Below are 23,740 nucleotides of genomic sequence, written 5' to 3'. Positions count from 1 at the left end.
TCAGGCCAGCTGCGCGGCCAGCTGGTCGTGCAGCTGTCGCTGATTGAAACGGGCCTCGACCGTATCGCGGGCATGGCGCGCGATCTGTGCCAGGTTGTAGTCGCCGCGCTGGATCGCGATGAGCTTCTCGGCCAGGGCGCCGGCATCCCGCTCGGGCACGAGCCAGCCGCTCTCGCCGTCGTCGATGAGTTCCGGAATACCGCTGTGCACGGTGGACAGGCAGGGCACGCCGGCCGCCATGGCTTCCATCAGTGACACGGGAATGCCTTCCTGGTCACCGTCGGCGGCCGTGACGCTCGGCAACGCAAACACATCGGCGGCGTGGAGCGCTGCCTGCACGAAGGCTTTCTCCCGGCGGCCGCGCAGGTGGATGTGTTCGCCGAGACCGCGTGAGGCCACGAAGGCCTCAAGGTCGGCCTGGAGGGGGCCGTCGCCAATGATCTCGAGGTCCACCGGCACACCCTGCGCTACCGCGCGTGCCACGGCCTCGCACAGGTACATCACGCCTTTCTTCTCGACCAGGCGCGCCACGGTGACGACATGCAGGGGGCTGCCCGAGGCGCGGACGGCAGCCGCACGGGCGACGAACGGGAAGCTGTCGAGGTCCACGCCCATCCGGTGCACCTGGATCTTTTCCGGGGCGCAGCCCATGGCCTCAAGCTTGCGTTGCCAGCGCGTGCTGATCGGCAGCATGCGGTCGCCAGCGGTAAACAGCGTCTGGTAATCCCGAGCATGGCGGGCGAGTACGCTGTGTTGCGACAGATCGAACCCGTGGAACACAGTGTAAAGCGGCCCCTCGATGAGCCCAAGCGAGCGCAGGTGCGCGGCCAGGACGCCGGTGGGGCCGAAATGGGCAATGATCGCGTCCGCCTTGATCGGCTGCGAAAGCCGCCGCGCCGCACCGGCCAGCGCGAGGCTGCGCGCGACGTGGCCGTATCGGCGCACGGAGAGGGCACGGCGCACGCGGTGCTGCCCCAGGCCGGGCACCACCTGCCCGAGCCGTCCGACCAGAAGTTTCCAGCGCCGCACGGCGCTCGCCGACTGGTCGAAGATGAAGGTGGCGCGCTCCATGAGTCCGCGGCTGTCGACCACGTCGCCCGGCGTGGGCGACGCACCCCGGCTTACCGCCAGGATGCGCACGTCGAACCCGCGGTCAAGCAGGCCAACGATCTGGTCGATCACGAACGTTTCCGAGTAGCGTGGAAACTCCGGGAGGACGAAGAGCACCGTCACGGTCAGGACCCGATGCCAAGCGTCGCCAGCACGGCTTCGCGTGCGAAGGCCTTTTCCCGCGCCACGGCGGCAGCGACGCGAGGCCGCAAGGTGTCGTCCTGCAGCAGGCCGAGCACCTTGGTCTTCAGCGTGCCATCCAGCAGCGACTTCACCGGCATCGACAGCTCCGACGTGCCGAGGCGCTGCATCACCCCCTCGCTCTTGTGCTCGTACGCAAGCGCAACAGCGGGCGTGCCGAAATTCATGGACATGATGGCGCTGTGCAGGCGGGTGCCAATGGTGAGCACGCACCGCGCGAAGCGATCGCCGAGCTGGACGTCGTTGAGTTCGTCCATCTCCACGTCCATGGCATCCGCGCGGCGCATGCGGCTACGCACGCGCAGGGCGATCATGCGGTCATCCTTGGGGTAACCGTCGATCGCCGTGCAGGTGGAGAGGGCGTGCACCTGGTATCCCGCGTCGGCCACGGCGTCGAGCAGCTCGGCGAACGCGGTCTCGTAGGTGTCCTGGCTGATGCCAAGGCGTTTATCGAACGGCGCCAGCTCGCGGAAGGTCACGGCGACGGTCGGGCGTGCATGCAGTGCCGCCGGTTCGCCCGTGGACACCAGCCAGGCGGTGTCCGAGGCCGCGCGGACCCGGTCGGCGGGGATCTGGCCATCGGCCATGTGTTTCAAGCTGACTTCCTCGCGCAGGGCAAGCGCATCGATGCGCGCCATCACGTCCTGGGAGATCTTCCGGAACAGCGGATGTTGGAAAGGCCCGACGCTGTGGCCGATGAAGTAGATCGGCCGCTTCGCCAGCAGGGCGCATAAGGAGTGGTCGTACTGCGTGGGGCCATACAGGTCCACGAAGAACGAGCCGCCCACCTGGATGACGAGATCGTAGGCTTTCATCGCTTCGATATAGTCGCGATGACGACGCGGCAGCGGGATAACCCGCGACCACCACGTGTCCGTCATGTGCCCGTGGAGCAGCCACGGGACGAAGCGACGAAGCACCTTGGCCTTGAGTGAGCCACCGCGTTGCTTGCTCGCGTCGTGGTAGTAGCCGTTCAGGACATCCGGTTCGAGCTGGCGGCCGAGCAGCCACGCCGAGCTGGTCGGGAAGCGGCTGATGACGTCGATCCGGCTACCGGGCACCGCGCTTTCCAGGCATTCCAGCAGGCCACGAAGGATAGCGCCGTCGCCGCGGTTGCCGCATGTGTGGTTTCCGACGATGAGTATGCGCGTCATGTGTAGGCGGCCAGGTTTACGTAGGTTCGGTGCTGTATTTGTAGTACGCGTAGGCGGCGTACCCTGCCGTGCGGCGCTCGACGGCATTGAAGATCGCGCCCTTCAGTTCCACGCCATTCTGTTCGAAGCGCTGCTGCGCCAGCGCCAGCTCACGGGCCTTGTTGAGCCCGAAGCGGGCGACCAGCAGGCTGGTACCGACGTGGTGGCCGATCACCGCTGCGTCTGTCACGGCCAGGATCGGCGGCGTATCAATGATGATGAGGTCGTACTGCGGTACGACGCTGCCGATGAACGCGGTGAAATGCTCGTGCATCAACAGTTCGGAAGGGTTGGGCGGCACGCGGCCGCGGCTGATGAAGTCCACGTTGGGCACGATGTTTTTCTGGATGATGTTGCCCAGTTCATGCGAGCCCACGAGCAGGTCGGACAAGCCTTCGCCGGCACGGATGCCAAGATGCTGATGGAGCGTGCCGCGGCGCATGTCGCCGTCCACCAGGAGCACCCGCTGCCCCGCCTGCGCAATCACGGCGGCCAGGTTGGCGGAGACGAAGGTCTTGCCCGCGAACGGACTGGCGCCCGTGATCATCAGGATGTTGTTCTTGGCCTCGAGACGCGCGAAATGCAGGCTGGTACGCAGGCTGCGGAACGCTTCCACGGCCAGGTCGGCAGGGTCGGCGATGGCCAGCAGCGTCTTGCGTGCACCGCGTGGCCCGCGCGCTCCGATGGCCTGGCCACGGCTGAGGGGCACGGACGCATAGACGGGCAGGCCAAGGTCTTCGATCACGGCCGGATCTTCGACGCCGCGATTCAGGATCTGCTTGAGGAAGACGAAGGCGAGGGCGAGGAACCCGCCCAGGAACGTGGCGATGACCACCACCAGCGCCTTGCGTGGCTGCACCGGCTGGTTCACGTCCACCAGCGACGAGTCCACGATACGCACGTTACCCACCGTGCCCGCCCGTGCGATATCCAGCTGCTGGGCCTGGTTGAGCAGGCTGGTATAGGTGTTGGAGCTGACCTGGACATCGCGATTGAGCTTCAGGAGCTCCTGCTGGGTATCCGGCAGGCCGCCCACCTGCTTCTCCATGGCGGCTTTCTGGGCTTCAAGCGTGCCCATCTGCTGCTGCAGGGCCTGGTAGGCCGGGTGGTCATGGGTAAAGCGGCGGTCGATATCGGCCTGCTGCATGTGCAGCTGCTGGATGTTGTTCTCGACGCCAACGATCTGGTCCAGCAGGCCCTTGGTCTGCATGCTGATGTCGACGGTGCCGGACTTGGTCTGGAAGACATTGAGCGCCGCCTGCGCGCGGTCCAGCTCATTGCGCACCTTGGGCAACTGGTCTTTCACGAACTGCAGCTGGCTGGCGGCTTCCGCGGAATTGCGCTCGACGTTCTGGCGGACATAGGCCCGGGTTATGTGCTCCATCACCTGCTGCGCAAGCACGGGGTCCGCGTTGTTGTACGTGAGGTCGATGATGCCTGAATCCGTGCCCTGCTCAAGCGCCACGATATCGGTCTGCAGCTTGTTGACCGTGGTGAGCATGGGCTGCTCGACCACATCGAAACGCGTGCCGGGATTCGCGACCAGTTGCCGAATCTGCACCGTGACATCGCCGGACTTCACCAGCTGGCCGACAGCGCCACTGGCAATGACCTTGTCGTTATCGTCGAGCAGCGTGAACTGATGGTTTTCGCCGGCGCGAAGCTGCAGCTTGTGGTTCATCAGCGCGTCGGGGAGGTCGAGCTTGAAGATATCGACCACTTCGCCGCCCCAGCCATAGCGGCTGAGGCCAAAGCGCACGGCGCCCAGCTGGCCTGGCTTATGTCCGCGCGAGAGATAATCCCCAAAAAGGGGCAAACGCTGCGGATCGACCTGCACATTAAGGCGTAATTCGTCTGCGGCCTGGCCGATCACCAGGCGCGACGTAATCAAGGCAATCTCGGTGGTCGCCTGCGACGCGGTCGTCCCAAGCGATTGCGTGAGATCACTCAGGCCGGGCAGGGAAGGCGTCTTCTGCTCAACCTGCACCACCGAGGTGGCCTGGAAAATCGGCGTCGCGAATACCGCGTAACACACGCCGATAAAGAAAAATGCGCCTGTGACAGCAGCAATCACCCACTTGTGGTCCAAAAGCGTGCCGAACAGCGCGTTGAGGTCCAGGGTATCGTCGTCTCGCGCCTGATCAGTCGTCGTCATCATGCGTGGGCAGTTTGTCCCGAAGTGAAATGGCCGTCCGAACGGTTATAACGTGGTTTTGATGAATGACTCACTAAGCGCAGATCATCGCCGACACAAATGCGACACGAATCCGCGGATTCGTGGCTCTCGTCCGTTAGATAGCGTTCCGCAGCAGGTGCTGCGCACATTCCGCACGGGGCACATGGGGGATAGGGAGTCGATGTTGTCGGACAAATCCGCCCGACCGTGTGACTCGTGTGCCGCAGGCTTTGAGCTTAGTTGCGCAGACCACGGGCGCGGAAGTCAAAACGGCCTGTTCTGCGAACCGCATCAACAAAATACACTTCAGATGTCGGATGCCAGATAAATGCGTGATGGTTCAGTGAATGTGCATGTTCATGCTATCCACACGTGACTAACAATTGATTCATCATTCAGCCAGATGCGCTGCGATGCATCGTGGGTGTTGCCACCGAAGAATGCGGGTCGGGACGTGCAGCGTGTCGCAGTGCGCAAAGAGACTGGCGATGTACGCCTCGAGGCCTCGCCTCGTTCCCTGGTCGGTGACCTTGCCCGCGTTGTAGGGCTTCTCCGCCGCGATCTGTAGGCGGCCGAAATTTACGATTCGTCGCATAGACCGAGACGCTAATCCTTGCCACAGTGCACATCCCGCACGACCGACAAGGAATTCCCTTTATGGAAACGGTACAGGATCAATGCCGCGCCCAAGCCGCCTTCGGTGCGGCCGGATACGTACAAGAGTGGAAGAAAGCCGGGATCTATCCCTACGCGGATGAACCCGCGACGCCCATGGAGAACGTGGAGCGCCAGGTATTCGACATCGTCGCACTGAACGTTGCGCGTCACCTTCCCGACTTCGCTGCGACGGCGCTGAAAACGAAGAAGTTTCAACTCCGGATGCTCAGGCAGGTGATCGAGCATAGCCCGGAAGACCTTCAGCTCATCCTTGCGGAGGTGCTCAATCTCCCTGCCGGAAAGCGCGATGAGCTAGCGAAGCTTCTTCAGGACACCTCGCTCGCGGCGATCGTCAATATGGCAAAAATGGTTTCGGACCGCCTCAAGTTCCTGGACGGCCTTGAAGCCATTCTCTTCCATGCGGATTCCAAGAAGCGCCTCAAGGAGCGGTCGGAGCTGCACGGCATCATTGCGGACCATTGCTGGCTGTTCGGCGACGAGTTTTCGCTTTCTGTTGACGATCGATCGTTGACCGAGGTGCTGCGAGCGCACCGACGCATGCTTGGCGACGAGGCGTGTATCGACGAGCCCGTCGGGCACATCTCGCAGTCGAGGGGTATCGTCGACCTCATGCTGTCGAAGGCTACGCGCCGGCATCGGGCGAACGCGCTCACGCATCTCGTGGTCGAGTTAAAGCGGCCGGCCGTTAAGATCGACGCGCGGTGTATCACCCAGATCGAGGAATACGCGTTCTCGGTGGCCGCGGATGAACGGTTCCGAGCGGTAGGCGTCAACTGGAACTTCTTCGTCATCAGTGATGACTACGGGCCGTACGCCAATGGCCGGATTCTTGACGCGTCGGGGCTGATCCATCGCAAGAGCGACATGGCGGTATACGTCAAGACGTGGGCGCAGCTTCTTGACGAGAATCGCGCCCGCCTTCAGTTCTTGCAGGAACACCTCGCGTCACAGCCAGTGAAGAAGGAGGCGCTGAGGTTTCTTCGCGAACGGCACGCGGAATATCTCGATGGCATCGTCGTCGGAAAGGTAGATCCCGGTTCCGCCCGAGTGACCAGCGATGGCATCGGCGCTTACCGATTACCGGCGTAATAATCCGCCGCCGCATCGATCTCCGCGTCAGTCATGTTTCGGGCGACATTGCGCATCTGCTCGCCGATGTCGTTTCGCCGGGTTCCGTGATGGAAGGCTTCCAACTGGGCCTTGAGATAGGCCCGCGGCTGTGAATCCAGCCACGGTGCGCCCAGCTTGCTGTCCATGCCACCGTGGCACGACCCGCAGGGGGCGATGTTCCGCATGGGGGCGCCCACGGCGACGATGTCGGGCGCCGCGCCCAGGTCACGGGCGCTTCCACGCGGCAGTGAGGCATAGAACACGGAGAGATCGCGCAGGTCCTGGTCGCCGAGGTCCGCGACCAGCGGCTTCATGACTGCGCTAGCGCGGGCCCCGCCCTGAAAATCCCTCATTTGCTTATAAATGGATGTCGCGTCCACGCCGGCGAGGTTCGGGATATCGGCCGAGCTCACACCGCGGGTGCCGTGACACATGGTGCATTTCAGGGCGAGCGTGGCGCCGCGACCAACGCCTAGCACCGCCGATTGCCTGGCGAGCAGGTCAGGCGTCACCACCACCGTGGACGTCGGGTGGGAGGCGGCCACGGGGGCCTCCGTCGATATCAGCCACCCTCTGGGATCGCCCGCTGCCCCGCACATCGCATTCCACACGCCCCTGAAGGCGTTCTCATCCTGGGCGGAAGGTAGCCAGATGAACCCCACTACGAACGAGAACACAAAGACCAGGAAGGTACCGCCCACGCTGACGGTGAACCAGCGATTGCGCAGGAAGGCGAAGCGCGAGCCGTCGCTCATGGTTTGCCTCCCACATAGACCGCAGGCACCTTTGCATCGTGCATCTGCAGCAGCTGGACGATCGGGTAGCCGTAGTTGGTGATGGTGAGGGCGATCATCAGGCCCACCCACAGGCCCAGCCCGTTCAGCGCGAAGGGCAGGTTCACCGGCTCATGCACGGGCTTGCTGAAGGTGTAGGGCCCCGGATCCAGCGCCTGGGCCCGGTGGTTGCGGATCAGTACCGTGAGGAACAGCGCCGCCGAGATCACCAGGATCGCACCGCCGACGACCGACATCATGACCGTCAGCGCCTGGGTATCGCCGCCGGGCGCCGTATAGTCGTAGAAGGCCATGCGACGCGGCATGCCGAGCAAGCCGGCGTAGTGCCAGGGAAAGGTAAGCACCACCATGCCGATGAACCACAGCCACAGTTGCGTGCGGATCATCCGGAGATCCGCGATGACACGGCCCGTCAGGTGCGGCCACAGGTCGTACGCGATGGCGAAGTACATGATGACGATGGCACCGGCGAAGATCAGGTGGAAATGCGCCGTGACCCACTGCGTGTTGTGGATGGTGGAGTTCAGCTGGTAACTCATGTTGATCAGGCCACCCGCGCCGCCAAAGCCCAGCAGCACGAAGGACAGCGCCAGGGCCAGCATCTGCGGGTTGTCCCACGGCAATGCCTTGACCCAGCCAAAGGCGCCTTTGCCCCCGCGCAGGCGGGAGGCGATTTCCACCGAAGCGCAGATCGTGAATACCGTCAGCAAGGTGGGTACGGCCACCATCGCGGTGAACACCGAATGCAGGAACTTGAAGCCTGAGCCCACCTCGGGGTCGGCGAACAGATGGTGGATGCCGATGGGCATGGCGAACACGAGGAACAGGGCGAAGGACAGGCGTGCCATCGTGTCGCTGTAAAGGCGCCCGCCGATCGCGCGCGGCACGATCGTGTAGAACGCGATATACGCCGGCATCAGCCAGAAATAGACGATGGCATGCAGCGTCCACGAAAACAGCACGCGAGCGAGCCCGGCATTGATCGTCGAGCTGAAGCCGAGGGCTACGGGGAGAATCTGGAACAGCAGTTCCGACGCCGCGCCCACCGCCGTCCACCCCCACAGGTACGCACCCGCCACGGTGGCGAACATGGGCAGTGGCACCGGGGCACCCGGGTTCGCCCGCTTCCACACCGCGAGGTTAACTCCCATGAGGACGACCCAGACCCACGATCCGACGACCACCAGCACTACGCCGAGGTAATACGAGGCATGGCCGACCATGGGCGGATAGAACGTGTAAAGCACGGAGTCGAGGCCCAGGCCCACGGGAATCGCCGCCCCCAGCGTCCCGATGACGATCATCCAGAAACCCGCCCACGCCCAGCGCAGGCCGACCAGCTTCTGTTTCAGCGAGATTTCGCTGAAGGCGTAACCGAAGCCCATGGCAACCAGCGTGGGAAACACGTACCCCATGATCGTGCCGTGCGCGGTCACCGAGCGGTAATACAGGTCTGCGTTTCGCAGCCAGCCATGCAGCGGGCTGCGGATGAACATCTGCCATTCGCCAAGCAGGATCGCCACGCCGAACACGGCGAAGGCCAGCCAGAAGTGGGCGAGGACCAGGCGCTTGTTAAAGATCACAGGTCGCCCTCCTGGCATGGTCGGTGAGTTGGGTAAAGGCGTTCTTGTCGACCACCCTGACGTTCGCCCACATGCCCTCGTGTCCCGTGCCGCAGAATTCGTGGCAAGGCATCAGGTGATCCCCCGGCGCATCAAACGTGGTCTTGAACGTCGAGATGAAGCCCGGCTCCACCATGGAGTTGATGTTGGTGCCGGTGATGAGCATGCCGTGGATCACATCCGCGCTGGTTGCCCGGAACGTGATGGGCGTGCCGGCCGGCACGACGATGCACTGTGGCGTGAAGGAATACTGCTGGCCAATCAGCCTCACGACCACCGACCCGTCGGGCTGCAAGGCGCTGCCCAGGTTGGCCTCGGCGAACTCGCCTGACAGGTGCAGCGTTGTGGGGTCGATGGTCTCGACGCGCGAGGGCGGCATCATCGCCGCATGCAGGCCGGTGTAGATGGTCATCGCCACCAGGAGCACCATGAGGCCGAGCATGACGAAGCCCCAGCGCCGCTCGACACGGGCGGCGACGTCGGTGTGGTCGTGCATCTCGGAAGCGGGTTGCGCCATGGGGAAGCCTTTAGCGAAGCGTGCCGCGGGGAAGGAAGGCGAAGAAATAGAACAGGAACCACATGGCCATCACGATGGCCACCGCGATACCCGCGACGGCCAGCGCGCCGCGAGGGCCGCTGCGGACGATCTCGTCCACGCGCGCGTCTTCCTGCGTGGTGTCGGTCGGCTCGTTGTCAGTCATGGGCAGGGCCTCGGTCAGTCCAGGGGTGCCGCGCGCAGTTTGTTCACGTCGCGATTCGATACCGGCGTGCCGGTGTTTTTCCACGCCGTGCGGATATACGTCACCACGGCCGCTACTTCCTCATCCGACAGCTCCTGGGCGAATGGGGGCATGCCGTAAGGCCGCGGATTGCGCAGTGTCCCCGGCGGATAGCCGCCGTTGAGTACCATCCGAATGGGGTTCACCGGCGAGTCCATCTGGATGGACTGGTTGCCGGCCAGGGGCGGGAAGTCACTGGCGCGACCTTCGCCATGGGCGCCATGGCAGACCGCACACTGGTCCGCGTAGATCTTCTTGCCGAGCGGGGCGAGGCGAAGCGCTTCCGGTTCCTGTGCGTGTGAGGGGGCTGAAGTCGACGACGTGGAAGCGTGCGACGACGGCAGGTCCTTCAGGTACACGGCCATCGCCTGGATATCGGCGTCGGACAGGTATTGCAGGCTGTTATGGACGACTTCGGCCATGGGGCCGTACACGGCGCCGCGTGCCGACACACCGCTCTGCAGTAGATCCGAGATGTCCTTCAGGCTCCACTCGCCTAGGCCCGCTTCGCGGTTCGACGTCAGTGAAGGCGCGTACCAGTCCTGCATGGGAATCAGCCCGCCTTCATAGGCGGATGCCTTCGAACTGCCGCCCAGCGCATTGATCGGCGTGTGGCACAACGAGCAGTGGCCCGGCCCTTCGACGAGATAGGCGCCGCGGTTCCACTCCGCGGATTTCTGCGCGTTGGGTGTGTATTCGCCTTCGTCGAAGTACAGCGTGCGCCAGCCGAGCAACAGCTTGCGGTCGTTATAGGGAAAGCGCAGGTCCTGATCACGGCTGCGCTGCTTCACCGCCGGCACTGTGCGCAGGTACGCATAGATGGCGTCGACATCGGCCCGGGTCATGCGCGTGTAAGCGGCAAAGGGCATGGCGGGATAGAGCAGCTCGCCCGAGCGCGACTTGCCGGTGTGCATCATCTTGTAGAAGTCGTCGGCGCTCCACGTGCCGATGCCCGTGTCCTTGTCGGGCGAGATATTCGGCGAGTACAGCGTGCCGAAGGGTGTGGGCATGGCGAGGCCGCCCGCAAACGGCTTACCGCCGGGGCTGGTATGGCAGGCGATGCAATCCGAGGCGCGGGCCAGGTATTCGCCACGGGCGACCGTGGCCGCTTCCTGGGCGTGGGCGCCGCAGGCAAGCGCGAAGACCATGCAAAGGGCCATGAAGAAACGTACGGTACGTGTGGGCATGCTCATTTCGGTGCACCCGGCACGCAAGTCAGCGCCAGGGGGAGCGACCCCGCGGTGGCCGGCGCCGCGTTGAGCGGTGCGGGCAGGGAGGATAGCCACGCCGATACGGCAGCGATGTCAGCGTCGGACAGGCGAACCGTGATGCGCTGCATGCAGTTCGGGTTATCCGTCACGCGTGCGCCATAACGGGAGGCGCCAAGCTGCGCACTGATGTACTTGGCGTGCAGGCCGAGCAATCCGGGAATATCCGGTGACACGCCCGTCAGCGACACGCCATGGCAGGCGATGCAAGCCGGGATGTGCCGTGCATCGTCACCTTTGAGCCCCAGTTTCTCGCCCAGCGCCATCACCTGGGGCGTGACGTTGGGTTTAGGAAGGGAGGGGAAGGGTGTCTGCTGGGTGGCAAAGTACTGGGCCATCTCCTGCAGGTACGCATCGGGCAGGTATTCCAGCAGGTAGTTCATCGGCGCGTATTTGCGCTTGCCATCGCGGAACGCGACCAGCTGGTTGTAGAGATAACCCGCCGGCTTGCCGGCAAGGCGTGGGAAGTAATCGTCCTTCGTGCCCTGGCCCTGGTGACCGTGGCACGTGGTGCAGGCCATCACCCGCGCGTCGATCGTGTCCGGTAATGTCACCGTGCTTGTGGCTTGCGCGTACGCGCCACCGGCCATGCCGCAGAAGGCGACTGCGATGAGGTACGCAGTGTTCCGGTGGCCCGCGCGCGGCGCCACCATGGCACGGAGACTCGTTTTCATGGTTCGGATGGCTAGCGACAGGTCGGCTTCTTTGTAAAGACTGACCCTTTCGCGGTCTTGCTTGAAACCGTCGTGACGTAGGCCATAACCCTTGAATGCAAGCCTCTTTTTGACTCAAGTCACTAAGTAGAACTACTGCGCAACCACGGCATCACACCTGGTCCCAGTAGGGCGGTGTGCCGATGTGTTCGATAAGGAAGTCGGTGAGCACGCGCACCTTCCGTGATCGGGACCGGTTCTCGGGCGAGAGCAGGTGGATACCCGGTGGTTCGGCCTCGACCGAACCTTCCCACTCCGGCAAGACCTTGACCAGGCGGCCGCTGGCGAAGCTCGCTGGCGTGAACAGCCACGTAGGAAACAGCACGAGACCGAGCGACGCTTCGGCGGCCGACATCAACGACTCGGCGTTGTTGCTTTCGAACGTGCCGCGCACGGCGAACGCTTCGTAACGCGCGTGCCCCGGCTTTCGGAAGTACCAGCGCTGCGCGCCCATCGTGCCGCGGTAGACCAGGCAGTTGTGTGCGGCCAGATCACCGGGATGGACAGGTACACCGTGGGCGTCGAGGTAGTCCTGGCTCGCGCAGAGGAGGTAACGCTGTGTGCCGATGGCTCGACCGACCAGCCGTGAGTCATCGAGGTGCCCGACGCGAACGGTGATATCCGCGCCTTCCTGTACCGGATCGACGAAGGCGTCGGTCAGGCTGAGGTGGACGGAGAGTGCCGGATACACCTTCTGTAGCGCGTGGAGGATGGGCGCGATGTGCAGCCGGCCAAGGGCGAGCGGCGCGTTGACCCTGACCAGCCCTTTGGGCGCGGCGTCTTTATCCGCCGCTTGCTCGGCAGCCATGTCCAGGAGATCCAGGGCCTCGCGGATCGTGGCGTAGAACCGTTCGCCGGCATCCGTCAGGCGCACGGCGCGGGTGTGGCGAAACAACAGTTGCTGGCCGACCTCGGCTTCCAGCGCGGCGATGTACCGGGAAACGGAGGACGCCGGAACCCCGAAGTGGCGCGCCGTGGTGACGAAACTGGCCGAGGTGGCGACCATGGCGAAGTAACGCAATGCGTTGATATTCATCGAGTTGCGAAACCAGCAATGGTGTATTCGCATTCTACGTGATTGTTCCACTTTCAGCAGCGCCCTACCTTTGTCCGTCTGTTTTCGGAACCGCTGGCATGAAACACGTTTGGCTTATCCCACTGGTCGTCGCGGCCGGCATGGGGCTCTCCGTCGAGGCGGGCCTGCTTGGCCCCCTGAGCGGCGAGGTGGGGCACGGCTGGGCCGTCTTTGGCATCTTCGCCGTCGGCTCCCTGCTGCTTACCTTCGGCCTGGTGTTCGGCCGGCCCCGGCTGGCCCTGATGTTTTCGCAACCGCGCTGGCTGCTGACCGGCGGCGTGCTCGGGCCCGTCTACGTCGCGGCGCTGACGATCGCCACCCCGTTCATCGGCGTGGGGCTCACCATGGTGGGCATCCTGTTCGGCCAGGTGGGCGCCAGCCTCGTCATCGATCATTTCGGCTGGCTCGGCAGCGCGAAGCGCGAGGTGGATGGTTACCGCGCCGGCGCCCTCGTCGCCATTCTCGCCGCCCTCTGGCTGATTCATTAAGGAACGACGCGATGCTTATCCTGATGTTGATCGTCGTCGTTATCAGTGGCGCGGTGCTCTGCGCGCAATCGGCCATCAATGGCCGCCTGGGTGCCAACGTGGGCGTGCTGGAAAGTGCCTGGCTGACGTTTACCCTGGGTGCCTTGCTCAGTTTCCTGTGGGCGTTCTTTGTCGAGCCATCCCACGCGCTCACTCTTTTCAACGTGCCACGCTGGCAGGTGACCGGTGCCTTCTTTGGCGTGGTTTACATGCTGGTGATCGTGTTCGCCGTGCCGCGCGTGGGTACCGCCGTGGCGACGGTGGCGGTGATCAGCGGACAGCTGCTGATGAGCCTGCTGATCGACAACTTCGGCTGGCTGGATAATCCCGTGTTGCCGCTCGGCGCCGCACGCCTTGCCGCCATGGCACTTCTGGCGCTCGCGCTCTTCCTGATATACCGGAGCAACGCACGACAGGGCAGGTAGCGATGACCGACGTAGTGAGCGCCGCACGACGTGCCCTGAAGGTCTACAGCCTGGAGCCCGCCGAATGGGAGAAGCGTTGTTTCACCGCGGTGAATCTCGTCTCGCTGGAGCTGTTGTCACTGCGGATGAAGCATGAGATCGTCGTCGGCAACATTGAAGTCGACGGGCGCCCGTACTACGCGACGACGCAGGCCAGCCTGCAGACCGAACTGGACGCCGGCTACGACCCGATCCTCACAGCGAATGCGCACACCTGGATCGAGATGCCCGATGGCAAGGTGCTCGATCCTACCATCATCCCGACGCTTGCCCTGCGCTCGATACTCCACGTCAAGTGGAGCGACGCGATCTACCTGGGCCCGGGAGAGGGCCAGTGGCGTGGAAGAACCCTGCGCTACATGCCCATGCTGCGCGGCCTCGAGTACTACCGGCACGTGGTGATCTCGGCCCTGCCCGAAGGCGTGGCCGAGGATTTCATGAAGCGGCGTGCCGATGCCTGGGCCGACGACCTGGCCGCTTTGAACCGCTAAGCGGTCACCGCCAGCCGAGGGCAGGGGCTACGTGCTTGAGGATGGACTCGATGAGGTGCACGTTGTAATCCACGCCGAGCTGGTTGGGCACGGCGAGCAGCAGCGTATCCGCTTCGGCAATCGCCTTGTCTTCGGCGAGCTCAGAGATAAGCACTTCGGGTTCCGCGGCGTAGGTGCGGCCAAACACGGCCTCCATGCGGTCGATGAAGCCGATCTGGTCGCTGCTCTTGCTCCGGCCGAAATAGGCGCGGTCGGTGTCGTTCATGATCGGGAAGATGGAGCGCAGCACGGAGACGCGAGGTTCGCGCGTGTGTCCGGCTTCTACCCACGCGTCGCGATACGCCCGCATCTGCTTAGCCTGCTGGATGTGCAGCGGCTCGTTGGTTTCGTTGGCCTTGAGGGTCGAGCTCTGCAGGTTCATGCCCATCTTCGCCGCCCACACGGCCGTGGCGTTCGATGCCGAGCCCCACCAGATGCGCTCGCGCAGGCCCGGCGCGTGCGGTTCCAGGCGCAACAGGCCGGGTGGGTTGGGGAACATGGGATTCGGGTTGGGCTGGGCGAAGCCCTTGCCTTCGAGCAGTTGGAGAAACACCTCGGCATGCCGGCGCCCCATGTCCGCATCGGTTTCGCCTTCCGCCGGCTCGAAGCCGAAATGCCGCCAGCCGTCGATCACCTGCTCGGGCGAGCCGCGGCTGATGCCCAGCTGCAGGCGGCCGCCGCTGATCAGGTCCGCCGCACCGGCGGTTTCCAGCATGTAGAAGGGGTTCTCGTAACGCATGTCGATCACGCCGGTGCCGATCTCGATGCGCTGTGTCTTCGCGCCAATGGCGGCGAGGAGCGGGAAGGGCGACGCCAGTTGCTGGGCGAAATGGTGCACGCGGAAATACGCCCCGTCGGCGCCGATCGCTTCCGCTGCGACGGCCAGGTCGATCGACTGATGGAGGACGTCGCTGGCAGAGCGCGTGCCCGAGTGCGGCGAATCGGTCCAGTGGCCAAAGGAGAGGAAGCCGATGCGTTTCATGGGACACCCTTGAACGGTTAAGAGGTATCCGGCGCACTATACGCCGCTGGCATTTCCTCCAAGCCACGGGCGCACGGGCAGCTCCATCATGCCGGCAACGCCGTCTCGGCCCCTCAAGGAACCCACCCGATGAAAGCCGCCTGGATCGCTGATGCGCCACACGGAGACCTGTCTATCGTAGTCGGCGAGACCGCGGATCCCGAAGCTGACGCGCGCGGGCTGCTCGTCGCCGTCGAAGCGGTGGGCCTCACCTTCGGCGAACCGCATTGGGTGACCAATGGCAGCATGGCGCTTCCTGACGGCCGTCCACGTCCGTTGCCGGTCATCATCGGCCACGAGTTCGCCGGACGCATCGTGGATGCGGCGGCGGGCGAACACGCGTTCAGCGTGGGCGACCGGGTGTTTGGCCTTATCGACTTCTGGCGCAATGGCGCGGCGGCCGAACTGGCGTACGTGCTGCCTTCGGAAATCGCCCGCGTGCCCGAGGGGCTCAGCGCCACCGATGCCTCGACGCTGCCGATTGGTGCCCTCACCGCATGGCAGGGCTTGTTCGACCATGGCCGCCTGCGAGCCGGGGAAACCGTACTGATCCACGGCGGCGCTGGTGCGGTAGGCACCTTCGCCATCCAGATTGCCAAGGGCGCCGGCGCGCGCGTCATTGCCACGGCGCGTGGTGCGGAGGCCGCGGCGCTGTGCCGGACGCTGGGGGCCGATGTGGCAGTGGATACCGCGACGGCGCGCTTCGAGGATGCCGCAGCGGGGATCGACCTGGTGTTCGACACGGTGGGCCGGGACCTGCTGGAGCGAAGCTGGGCCATCGTGCCGAAGGGTGGCCGGCTGGTCACCATCTCCGGGGAGGCCGAAGACGCCCCGTCACCCGATCGCGCACGCGAGGCGGGTATCGAGGCGTTCTGGTTCATCGTCCGACCCGATGCCGGTCAACTAGCCGAACTGGGCCGCTGGGCGACTGACGGGCGCATCAGGGTGACGATCGACGCCGTGTTCCCCCTGGACGAGGCACGACGCGTCTTCAGCGAGGCGCCGGGCCGCCCGCACGCCGGCAAGACGGTCCTGACGATCTAGGCGCCCGTGCCCGCCGCGAAGATCGTCGCGCGGTCGATCGCCTTGTCGAGTTCGGCCACGCTGAAGGGCTTCACCAGATGCACCGCGCTGGACGGTGCATCCTTCGCCAGTTCGTAAGGGTCGGCCAGCATGATGACGATGCCCATGCCGGGATTTTCTTTCGCCGCCTCGGACAGGTAGGCTCCGTGCCGGTCTTCGCCCGGGGCCGGGACGGCGGCCACCAGGAAATCCACCCGCCATTGCGCCAGCGCCAGTTCGGCGGCACCGGCATGCGTGGTGGCGCAGGACACGATGAACCCGCGCGTCGCCAGGCACTGGGCCACCGTGGCGGCGAGATCCGGATTGGGCTCAATGACGATGGCCACTGGCTGGCGTCGCGGCTGGGACATGGGCTGCGCCTCCCTCATGCAATGCATTCTACGCCGCTCTAGCATGCCCGACCTTTCGTTTCGGGGGTCTTTCCGTTGATGAGCGGGCGTCCCACGGGCCGTGCACGATGTCTCCACCGACGCTTGCGCACCCTCGTCGGATTCCAGAGGGCATCCCCGCATGAACCATCCATCGTCCCGCCCGCCCGTCGTTCGCGAGGGCCGGGCTTTTCCGCGCGGTGCCCACTTCGACGGCGAGGGCACCAACTTCGCCCTGTTCACCGCCCATGGCACCCGGGTGGAGCTTTGCCTGTTCGATGACGAGGGCAACGAAACCCGGGTCGACCTGCCCGAATACACCGACGAAATCTGGCACGGCTACCTGCCCGGGGTCGGCCCGGGCCAGCAGTACGGCTACCGGGTGCATGGCCCCTACGAGCCGACCCAGGGACATCGCTTCAACCCCAACAAACTCCTTGTCGATCCGTATGCGCGCGAACTGGCCGGCGACCTGGTCTGGTGCGATGAGCTGTTCGGCTACACGATCGGCCACCCGGACGCGGACCTGAGCTTCGACGAACGGGACAGCGCGCCGTTTGTGCCCAAGGCGGTCGTGGTGCAGGAAGACTACGACTGGGGCGGCGACGTCCGCCCGATGCGGCCCTGGGACGAGACCGTCATCATGGAGACCCATGTGCGCGGTTACACGATACGCCACCCGGACGTGCCCGAAGACATCCGCGGCACCTTCGCCGGCCTCGCCCATGACGCGGTCACGGATTACGTCGGTTCGCTCGGCGTAACGGCGGTGGAGCTGCTGCCGGTGCACGCGTACGCCGACGACCAGCATCTGCTCGAGGATGGGCGTCGCAACTACTGGGGCTACAACACGCTGGCGTTCTTCGCCGTCAAGCGCCGCTACCTCGCCACCGGCCATCGCAATGAGGTGCGGGACACGGTGCGCGCACTTCACGCGAAGGGCCTGGAGGTCATCCTCGACGTGGTCTACAACCACACGGCGGAGGGCAGCGAGCTGGGGCCGACGCTGTCGTTCCGCGGTATCGATAACGCCTCGTATTACCGCCTCGCGGACGATCCGCGCTACTACATCAACGATACGGGCACCGGTAACACGCTGAACGTGTCACAGCCGCGCGTGATCCAGCTGGTGACCGATTCGCTGCGGTACTGGGTGGACGAGATGCACGTCGATGGCTTCCGCTTCGACCTGGCCACGATCCTCGGGCGCGAGCCCAGCGGCTTCGACCAGCGCGGTGGCATCCTGGATGCGGTGGGCCAGGATCCACTCCTGGCCAGCGTCAAGCTGATTGCCGAGCCGTGGGACTGCGGCCCGGGCGGTTACCAGGTGGGGCATTTCCCGCCGGGCTGGGCGGAATGGAACGACCGCTATCGCGATGACGTGCGCGCCTTCTGGAAGGGCGATGAAGGCATGCTCGGCGAGTTCGCGACACGGCTGACGGGCTCGGCCGACTTCTTCGCCAAGCGCGGACGTCGCCCGTGGGCCAGCGTCAACTTCATCACGGCGCACGACGGGTTCACCCTCGGCGACCTGGTCAGCTACAACGAGAAGCACAACGAGGCCAACGGCGAGGACAACCGCGATGGCTCGGACAACAACCATTCGTGGAACGGTGGTGCCGAAGGCCCCACGGACGACGAAGGCATCCTCGCGCTGCGCGAGCGGCAGATGCGCAACCTGCTTGCCACGCTGTTCCTTTCCAAGGGCACGCCGATGCTGCTTGCCGGTGACGAGCGTGCGCAAACCCAGGGCGGCAACAACAACACCTACGGCCAGGACAGCGAGATTGCCTGGATCGACTGGACCCGGGACCCGACCGACGGCCGCCTGGCGGACTTCGTGCGCAAGGCCGTGAAGCTGCGCGAGCGCTTCCCCATGCTCACCCGTTCCCGGTTCCTGGATGGCCGGTTCCAGGAGGCGTCCGGCGTGGTCGACTTCAACTGGCTGGCGCCGGACGGCTCGGAGATGCAGGAGGTGCACTGGCAGCCCGCGGCCCGCTCGCTGGCGTTGATGGTCGACGGCCGTGCGCCGCGCTCGGCGGTCTCCGGCCGGGGTACCGATACCACCGTGCTGGTGGTGGTGAATGCCTGGGAGGAAGGGGTGGAGTTCACCTTGCCCCGCCGGGACGACTGCCTCACCTGGCAGCTGGCGCTGTCGACAGCCCTGGAGCTGGATGAGGGGCTGGCCGTGCGTGGTGGCGACACGTTCGTCTGCCCGCCACGGTCGCTGCACGTCTTTGCCTGTGAGGGCGCCGCCCCCTAGACATTTGTTTACACGGATCCCGATATCCTCCCGGCATGGAAAGCACCCCTACCTTCAAGCAGCTGGTCGACCTCTCGGACGACTGCGTCAAGGAACTCGACCTCGACGGGCGGATCGTGGCGATCAACGCCTGCGGGGTCGTCCTTCTTCGGGCGCCCAACGAGGGTGCCCTGATCGGGCAGGACTGGGTGGCAATGTGGCCCGACGCCTTCCAGGCGGTGGTTCGCCGGGGCCTGGATGCGGCCCGGGAAGGCCAGCGGAGCCGGTTTGTCGCCGCCAGCGAAAACCCGGACGGGTCGTTGCGCTGGTGGTCGGTCATCGTCGGGCCGCTGCGCGATGCCGACGGCCACGTGTTCCGGCTGGGCGGCATCAGCCGGGAGGTGACCGAGCGCGTCAACCTGGAACAATCCCTGGATTCCTTGAACGATTCCCTGCGCCACCGGCTGGCCGCCGCCCAGCGCTCGGTGGACCAGGGTGCCCGGCGGGTCGTCGCCTTGCAGGACGAGCTGGCGCTGACCAGCATGGCCCGGGGTGCCGCGGAACACGTGGCGCTGCAGGCCCAGAAGGGTGAGGCGGTGGGGCAGGTGGTCGCCGGGATGGGACACGACCTCAACAACCACCTGCAGACCATTCTTTCGGCGCTTGACGTGCTGAGTGACCTCTCGCCGTTGCAGGCCCGCTACGTGGGCTTCGCCCAGCAGGCGGCGCACCACGCCGCCCTGATGTCCCGGCGCATGCTGGCGTTCTCCCGCACCCGGCCGCATTCGCCGGACTATGTCGACCTTGCCGAAGTGGTCGCCGATGTCTTCCCCCTGATGGAAAGCACGGTGCGCCGTGGGACGTCCATCACGCTGGACCCGGCGCCGGCCCCGTTGCTGGTGTTTGCCGACGGCCACGAAGTGCAGCAGGCGCTGATGAATGTCGGCCTCAATGCGCGTGACGCCTGCGAGGCGGGCGGCAGCATCCGGGTGTCGTTCGGCGAAGTCCATGTTGCTCCGGACGCGTCGTCCGCCAGCTTGCAGGATGGCGACTACGTCTATGTGGACGTCACGGACTCCGGCCCCGGCATGAGCGATGACGTGAAGGAGCGGCTCTTCCAGCCGTTCTTCACGACGAAGCCCGAAGGCACGTCCAGCGGCCTTGGCCTTGCCCAGGTGCTGGGCCTGATGCGCCAGGCTGGCGGTGCCGTCGAGGTGGAGTCTTCCCTTGGCGCGGGCACCCGCGTACGGCTGCTCTTCCCGAAGACGCGGGAACTGGCTGTCGCCTGACTCCCGTCGAGCGCGGCCTGCATGGTAGCCTGAGGGGTTGCCAACAGGATCCGAGCCGCCATGACGCTCCACCCGACGTCCCGACGTTCCTCACAGCGTGCCGCGGGGGAAACCCGCATGCTCCTGGCCCTGCTGTTCGTGGTCGTTTTCTTCGTCTGCAGCGGCCTGGTGGCCGGGGCGAATATCCACACCATCCGCAGCGACAACGCGCTGGTGATCCGTTCGCAGGAAACCGTGGCCGCCCTCGGCGACATCCTGTCGAGCATCCAGGATGCCGAGACGGGCCAGCGCGGATACCTGCTCACGGGCAACGAAGGCTACCTGGAGCCCTACAAGGCGTCGCTGACGCTGATGCCCGCGCGGCTTGAAACGATTCGCGTGACGCTGGACGGTGATGCTGGCCAGCAGGCACGCCTGCGCGAGCTGGGCGTACGGATCGGCGACAAGCTGGCCGAATTGCGCGAGACGATCGAACTGCGCCGCGGCCAGGGGCTTGAGGCCGCCCTACGTGTCGTGAACTCTGATCGCGGAAAGGCCTCGATGGACGACATCCGCGCTCGCCTGGCCGCCATGCGCGCCGTCGAGTTCGACCTGCGTGCCAAGCGCCTGGCGGAGATGGAGAGCGCCTACGGCACGGCGCTGACCAGCGGCGTCGCCAGCGCGCTGCTGGGCGTCGGCCTGACGATTTTCGTGGGCTTGCTTATCCGCAGGAATTCACGCGCCCGCGAGCGCGACGCCTGGCTACAGGCCGGACGACTCGAGCTGGCCACGGTGATGGCCGGCGACAAGGACGCGGGTGAGCTGGGCGGCGCGATCCTGTCGTTCCTGGCCGGGTTCGTCAGTGCCGAGGCAGGCGCCTTGTTCACCGCGGCGCACGGGCGTTTCGAGCGCGTCGGCGCCATCGGCCTCGCGACGGATACCGTCGGCGAGAGCGTCCGCCCGGCGGGAAGCCTGCTCGGCCGTGCGATTGACGAGAACCGCGTCATCGTCGTGTCCGACGTGCCGGACAACTATTTCACGGTGGGCTCGGGCCTTGGCCAGGGCAAGCCGCGCCACCTGCTCATCGCGCCGGGCATCTCCGACGGCATGGCCCAGGGCGTGCTCGAACTCGGCTTCTTCCGTCCGGTGGACGAGGACGTGGTGACGCTCCTCGAACAGGCCTCGCCGGCCATCGCCGTGGCCCTGCGTTCGGCCGCCTATCGCGCCGAGCTCAACCGCCTGCTCGAAGAAACCCGCCGCCAGTCCGAAGCGCTGCAGGCCCAGCAGGAAGAGCTGCGCGTCTCCAACGAGGAGCTGGAAGAACAGAGCCGCGCCCTGCGCGAATCGCAGCACGAGCTGGAAGAGCAGCAGGCCGAGCTGGAACAGACCAACGCGCACCTGTCCGACCAGTCGATGCAGCTGGAATCGCAGCGCGATGCGCTGTCGACGGCGAACCAGTCGATCGAAGCCAAGGCGCGCGAAGTGGAGCGGGCCAGCAAGTACAAGTCCGAGTTCCTGGCCAACATGTCGCACGAACTGCGCACGCCGCTGAACTCGGCGCTGATCCTTTCCAAGCTGCTGGCGGACAATACGGCCGGTAACCTGTCCGAAGAACAGGTGAAGTTCGCCCGTACCATCCACACCTCGGGCAACGACCTGCTCACGTTGATCAACGACATCCTCGACCTGTCGAAGATCGAAGCGGGCCACGTGGATGTGCGCAGCGAGCCGATGCGCGTGGAGACCCTTCTCAACGACCTCTCGGCCTTGCTTTCGCCGGTGGCCGCCGAGCGTGGCCTCAGCTTTACCGTGAGCGCGAGCGCGGATTGCCCGCCGATTATCGAAACGGACCGCCAGCGCCTCGAGCAGGTGCTGAAGAACCTATTGTCCAATGCGTTGAAGTTCACCGAGAAGGGCGGTGTGACGCTGGGCGTTCGCGCCGATCGCGGCGGGCGCATCGCGTTCACCGTGGCGGACACCGGCATCGGCATCGCGCCGGAACAGCAGGCGCGGATTTTCGACGCCTTCCAGCAGGCGGACGGCTCGATCAGTCGTCGCTACGGCGGCACGGGCCTGGGTCTTTCCATCTCGCTGGAGCTGGCGCGACGCCTCGGTGGCGACATCAGCGTGCAGAGCGAGCCGGGCAAGGGCAGCACGTTCACCCTGACGGTGGCCACGAAGCTCGAGGGCGGCGGCACGCCCGTGCCTGTCGCGCCGGCTCCCGTGGCGGCGCCCTTCGTGCCGCCGGTGGTTAGCCCGGCGCCCGTGGTGCCTCGTCCGGCACCGGCGGCCTTGGCCGAAGCCTTCGCAGGCGGCGAAAAGGGCCGGCTTATCCTGGTGATCGAGGATGACGAGGCGTTCGCCGAGATCGTCAGCGACCTGGCGACGGAGATGGGCTTCCGCGCCATCGTTGCGCGCACGGCCGGCGACGCCCTGACCATGGCCCGCGAGCACCTGCCGCACGCCATCATCCTGGACGTGGGCTTGCCGGACCAGTCGGGCCTGTACGTGCTCGACATCCTCAAGCACGACGTGCGCACCCGGCATATCCCCATCCATGTGGTCTCCGCAGCGGATCACTCTCGCACGGCCCTGTCGCTGGGCGCCGTCGGTTACCTCGTGAAGCCCGTGACGCGTGATGCACTGACCGGGGCGCTGGACTCGCTCGAAGCGCGCCTGTCGCAACGCCCGCGCCGCGTGCTCGTCGTGGAAGACGACGCGGTGCAGCTCGACGCGATCCGCCATCTCCTCGCCTCGGCCGATGTCGAGACCGTGGGTGCGCCCACGGCCGCGGAATGCCTGTCGGCCCTGCAGGGGCAGACGTTCGACTGCATGGTGCTCGACCTTTCGTTGCCGGATACGTCGGGCTTCGAGCTGCTCGAAACGCTGAGCACGAAGGACGCCTATGCTTTCCCGCCGGTGATCGTCTACACCGGCCGCGTGCTGTCTTCCAGCGAAGAAGACCGCCTGCGTCGTTACTCCAGCTCCATCATCATCAAGGGCGCGAAGTCCCCTGAGCGCCTGCTCGACGAAGTCTCGCTGTTCCTGCACCAGGTGGTGAGCGAGATGCCGGAATCGCAGCAGGGCATGATCCGCGCGGCCCAGCATCGGGACGCGGTGCTCGAAGGCCGTCGCATCCTCCTCGTGGAGGACGACGTGCGCAACGTGTTCGCGTTGATGAACGTGCTCGAGCCGCACGGCTGCCTTGTCACCATCGCACGCAATGGCCAGGAGGCACTCGATCTGCTGGCGGCGGTCGGCGAAGGCCGGCATGCGCCGTTCGAACTGGTGCTCATGGACATCATGATGCCGGTGATGGACGGCCTGACGGCCATGCAGCATATCCGGCGGGATGCCCGCTGGAGCCGCCTGCCGATCATCGCGCTGACCGCCAAGGCCATGCCGGATGACCAGCAGCAGTCCATGCAGGCCGGCGCCAGTGACTATGTCGCCAAGCCGCTGGACGTGGACAAGCTGCTGTCGCTGATCCGCGTGTGGCTGACGGACAAGGGCTGAGG

The 23,740-nt window shown here is 65.4% G+C and carries 20 protein-coding genes; 8 read left to right on the top strand and 12 right to left on the bottom strand.

The window, feature by feature from the left end; translation table 11 throughout:
* The 3 genes from FIV34_RS10975 to FIV34_RS10965 are packed head-to-tail and all read right to left on the bottom strand — an operon-like array spanning position 1 to position 4,662.
* Entirely contained in the window at positions 1-1,233 is a 1,233-nt protein-coding gene (locus FIV34_RS10975) for a glycosyltransferase (RefSeq protein ID WP_139982638.1), read from the bottom strand.
* A 2-nt stretch (positions 1,234-1,235) separates the two neighbouring features.
* A complete protein-coding gene (gene wcaK, locus FIV34_RS10970) occupies positions 1,236-2,465 on the bottom strand; it encodes a colanic acid biosynthesis pyruvyl transferase WcaK (RefSeq protein ID WP_139982636.1) in 1,230 nt (409 codons plus the stop codon).
* Positions 2,466-2,481: 16 nt separating this feature from the next.
* Entirely contained in the window at positions 2,482-4,662 is a 2,181-nt protein-coding gene (locus tag FIV34_RS10965; protein WP_425462894.1) for a polysaccharide biosynthesis tyrosine autokinase, read from the bottom strand.
* A gap of 675 nt (positions 4,663-5,337) precedes the next feature.
* Between FIV34_RS10965 and FIV34_RS10960 the strand changes: the two genes are divergently transcribed.
* Positions 5,338-6,447 (top strand): histidine kinase, encoded by a 1,110-nt coding sequence (locus FIV34_RS10960; protein ID WP_139982634.1) that lies wholly within the window; start codon positions 5,338-5,340, stop codon positions 6,445-6,447.
* On the opposite strand, the gene FIV34_RS10955 is transcribed toward FIV34_RS10960, so the two are convergent.
* The 7 genes from FIV34_RS10955 to FIV34_RS10930 all read right to left on the bottom strand — a co-directional run bounded on the left by FIV34_RS10955 (position 6,429) and on the right by FIV34_RS10930 (position 12,680).
* Entirely contained in the window at positions 6,429-7,223 is a 795-nt protein-coding gene (locus FIV34_RS10955) for a c-type cytochrome (RefSeq protein ID WP_139982632.1), read from the bottom strand. The two genes, FIV34_RS10960 and FIV34_RS10955, sit on opposite strands and share 19 nt — an antisense overlap.
* Positions 7,220-8,845, bottom strand: a complete 1,626-nt coding sequence (locus tag FIV34_RS10950; protein ID WP_139982630.1) for a cbb3-type cytochrome c oxidase subunit I — start codon at positions 8,843-8,845, stop codon at positions 7,220-7,222. Before FIV34_RS10950 ends, FIV34_RS10955 begins: the two co-directional genes overlap by 4 nt.
* A complete protein-coding gene (locus tag FIV34_RS10945; protein ID WP_139982628.1) occupies positions 8,835-9,401 on the bottom strand; it encodes a cupredoxin domain-containing protein in 567 nt (188 codons plus the stop codon). Before FIV34_RS10945 ends, FIV34_RS10950 begins: the two co-directional genes overlap by 11 nt.
* Before the next feature lie 10 nt (positions 9,402-9,411).
* On the bottom strand, positions 9,412-9,585 hold the full coding sequence (locus FIV34_RS20965) for a hypothetical protein (protein ID WP_170207585.1): 174 nt from the start codon (positions 9,583-9,585) through the stop codon (positions 9,412-9,414).
* A 14-nt stretch (positions 9,586-9,599) separates the two neighbouring features.
* The gene (locus FIV34_RS10940; RefSeq protein ID WP_211352627.1) at positions 9,600-10,850 is read right to left on the bottom strand and encodes a cytochrome c; all 1,251 of its coding nucleotides are present in this window, start codon (positions 10,848-10,850) and stop codon (positions 9,600-9,602) included.
* Positions 10,851-10,852: 2 nt separating this feature from the next.
* Positions 10,853-11,605 carry a c-type cytochrome gene (locus tag FIV34_RS10935; protein WP_211352626.1) on the bottom strand — a complete coding sequence of 251 codons (753 nt, stop codon included), beginning with the start codon at positions 11,603-11,605 and terminating at the stop codon, positions 10,853-10,855.
* Between the two features lie 151 nt (positions 11,606-11,756).
* Complete coding sequence (locus FIV34_RS10930) at positions 11,757-12,680, bottom strand: LysR family transcriptional regulator (protein ID WP_139982624.1); 924 nt, start codon at positions 12,678-12,680, stop codon at positions 11,757-11,759.
* Positions 12,681-12,778: 98 nt separating this feature from the next.
* On the opposite strand from FIV34_RS10930, the gene FIV34_RS10925 reads away from it, so the two are divergent.
* The 3 genes from FIV34_RS10925 to FIV34_RS10915 are packed head-to-tail and all read left to right on the top strand — an operon-like array spanning position 12,779 to position 14,201.
* Positions 12,779-13,207 (top strand): DMT family transporter, encoded by a 429-nt coding sequence (locus tag FIV34_RS10925; RefSeq protein WP_139982622.1) that lies wholly within the window; start codon positions 12,779-12,781, stop codon positions 13,205-13,207.
* Positions 13,208-13,218: 11 nt separating this feature from the next.
* Complete coding sequence (locus FIV34_RS10920) at positions 13,219-13,671, top strand: DMT family transporter (protein WP_139982620.1); 453 nt, start codon at positions 13,219-13,221, stop codon at positions 13,669-13,671.
* 2 nt (positions 13,672-13,673) lie between these two features.
* On the top strand, positions 13,674-14,201 hold the full coding sequence (locus FIV34_RS10915) for a hypothetical protein (RefSeq protein ID WP_139982618.1): 528 nt from the start codon (positions 13,674-13,676) through the stop codon (positions 14,199-14,201).
* 4 nt (positions 14,202-14,205) lie between these two features.
* Here FIV34_RS10915 and FIV34_RS10910 read toward each other — a convergent pair whose 3' ends face one another.
* The gene (locus FIV34_RS10910; protein WP_139982616.1) at positions 14,206-15,222 is read right to left on the bottom strand and encodes an LLM class flavin-dependent oxidoreductase; all 1,017 of its coding nucleotides are present in this window, start codon (positions 15,220-15,222) and stop codon (positions 14,206-14,208) included.
* 129 nt (positions 15,223-15,351) lie between these two features.
* Between FIV34_RS10910 and FIV34_RS21360 the strand changes: the two genes are divergently transcribed.
* Entirely contained in the window at positions 15,352-16,305 is a 954-nt protein-coding gene (locus FIV34_RS21360) for an NADP-dependent oxidoreductase (protein WP_139982614.1), read from the top strand.
* Here FIV34_RS21360 and FIV34_RS10900 read toward each other — a convergent pair.
* Positions 16,302-16,694, bottom strand: a complete 393-nt coding sequence (locus FIV34_RS10900) for a DNA-binding transcriptional response regulator (protein WP_139982612.1) — start codon at positions 16,692-16,694, stop codon at positions 16,302-16,304. The genes FIV34_RS21360 and FIV34_RS10900 overlap by 4 nt on opposite strands.
* A gap of 160 nt (positions 16,695-16,854) precedes the next feature.
* On the opposite strand from FIV34_RS10900, the gene glgX reads away from it, so the two are divergent.
* The 3 genes from glgX (at position 16,855) to FIV34_RS10885 (ending at position 23,738) form a co-directional block, all read left to right on the top strand.
* Positions 16,855-18,975 (top strand): glycogen debranching protein GlgX, encoded by a 2,121-nt coding sequence (gene glgX / locus FIV34_RS10895; protein ID WP_139982610.1) that lies wholly within the window; start codon positions 16,855-16,857, stop codon positions 18,973-18,975.
* Positions 18,976-19,010: 35 nt separating this feature from the next.
* The gene (locus tag FIV34_RS10890) at positions 19,011-20,243 is read left to right on the top strand and encodes a two-component system sensor histidine kinase NtrB (protein WP_139982608.1); all 1,233 of its coding nucleotides are present in this window, start codon (positions 19,011-19,013) and stop codon (positions 20,241-20,243) included.
* Positions 20,244-20,360: 117 nt separating this feature from the next.
* Positions 20,361-23,738 (top strand): response regulator, encoded by a 3,378-nt coding sequence (locus tag FIV34_RS10885; protein ID WP_211352625.1) that lies wholly within the window; start codon positions 20,361-20,363, stop codon positions 23,736-23,738.
* Positions 23,739-23,740: the final 2 nt, after the last annotated feature.

The sequence above is a fragment of the Luteibacter pinisoli genome (assembly GCF_006385595.1).
Taxonomy (GTDB): domain Bacteria; phylum Pseudomonadota; class Gammaproteobacteria; order Xanthomonadales; family Rhodanobacteraceae; genus Luteibacter; species Luteibacter pinisoli.
This window is presented reverse-complemented; position numbering and strand designations above follow the sequence as displayed.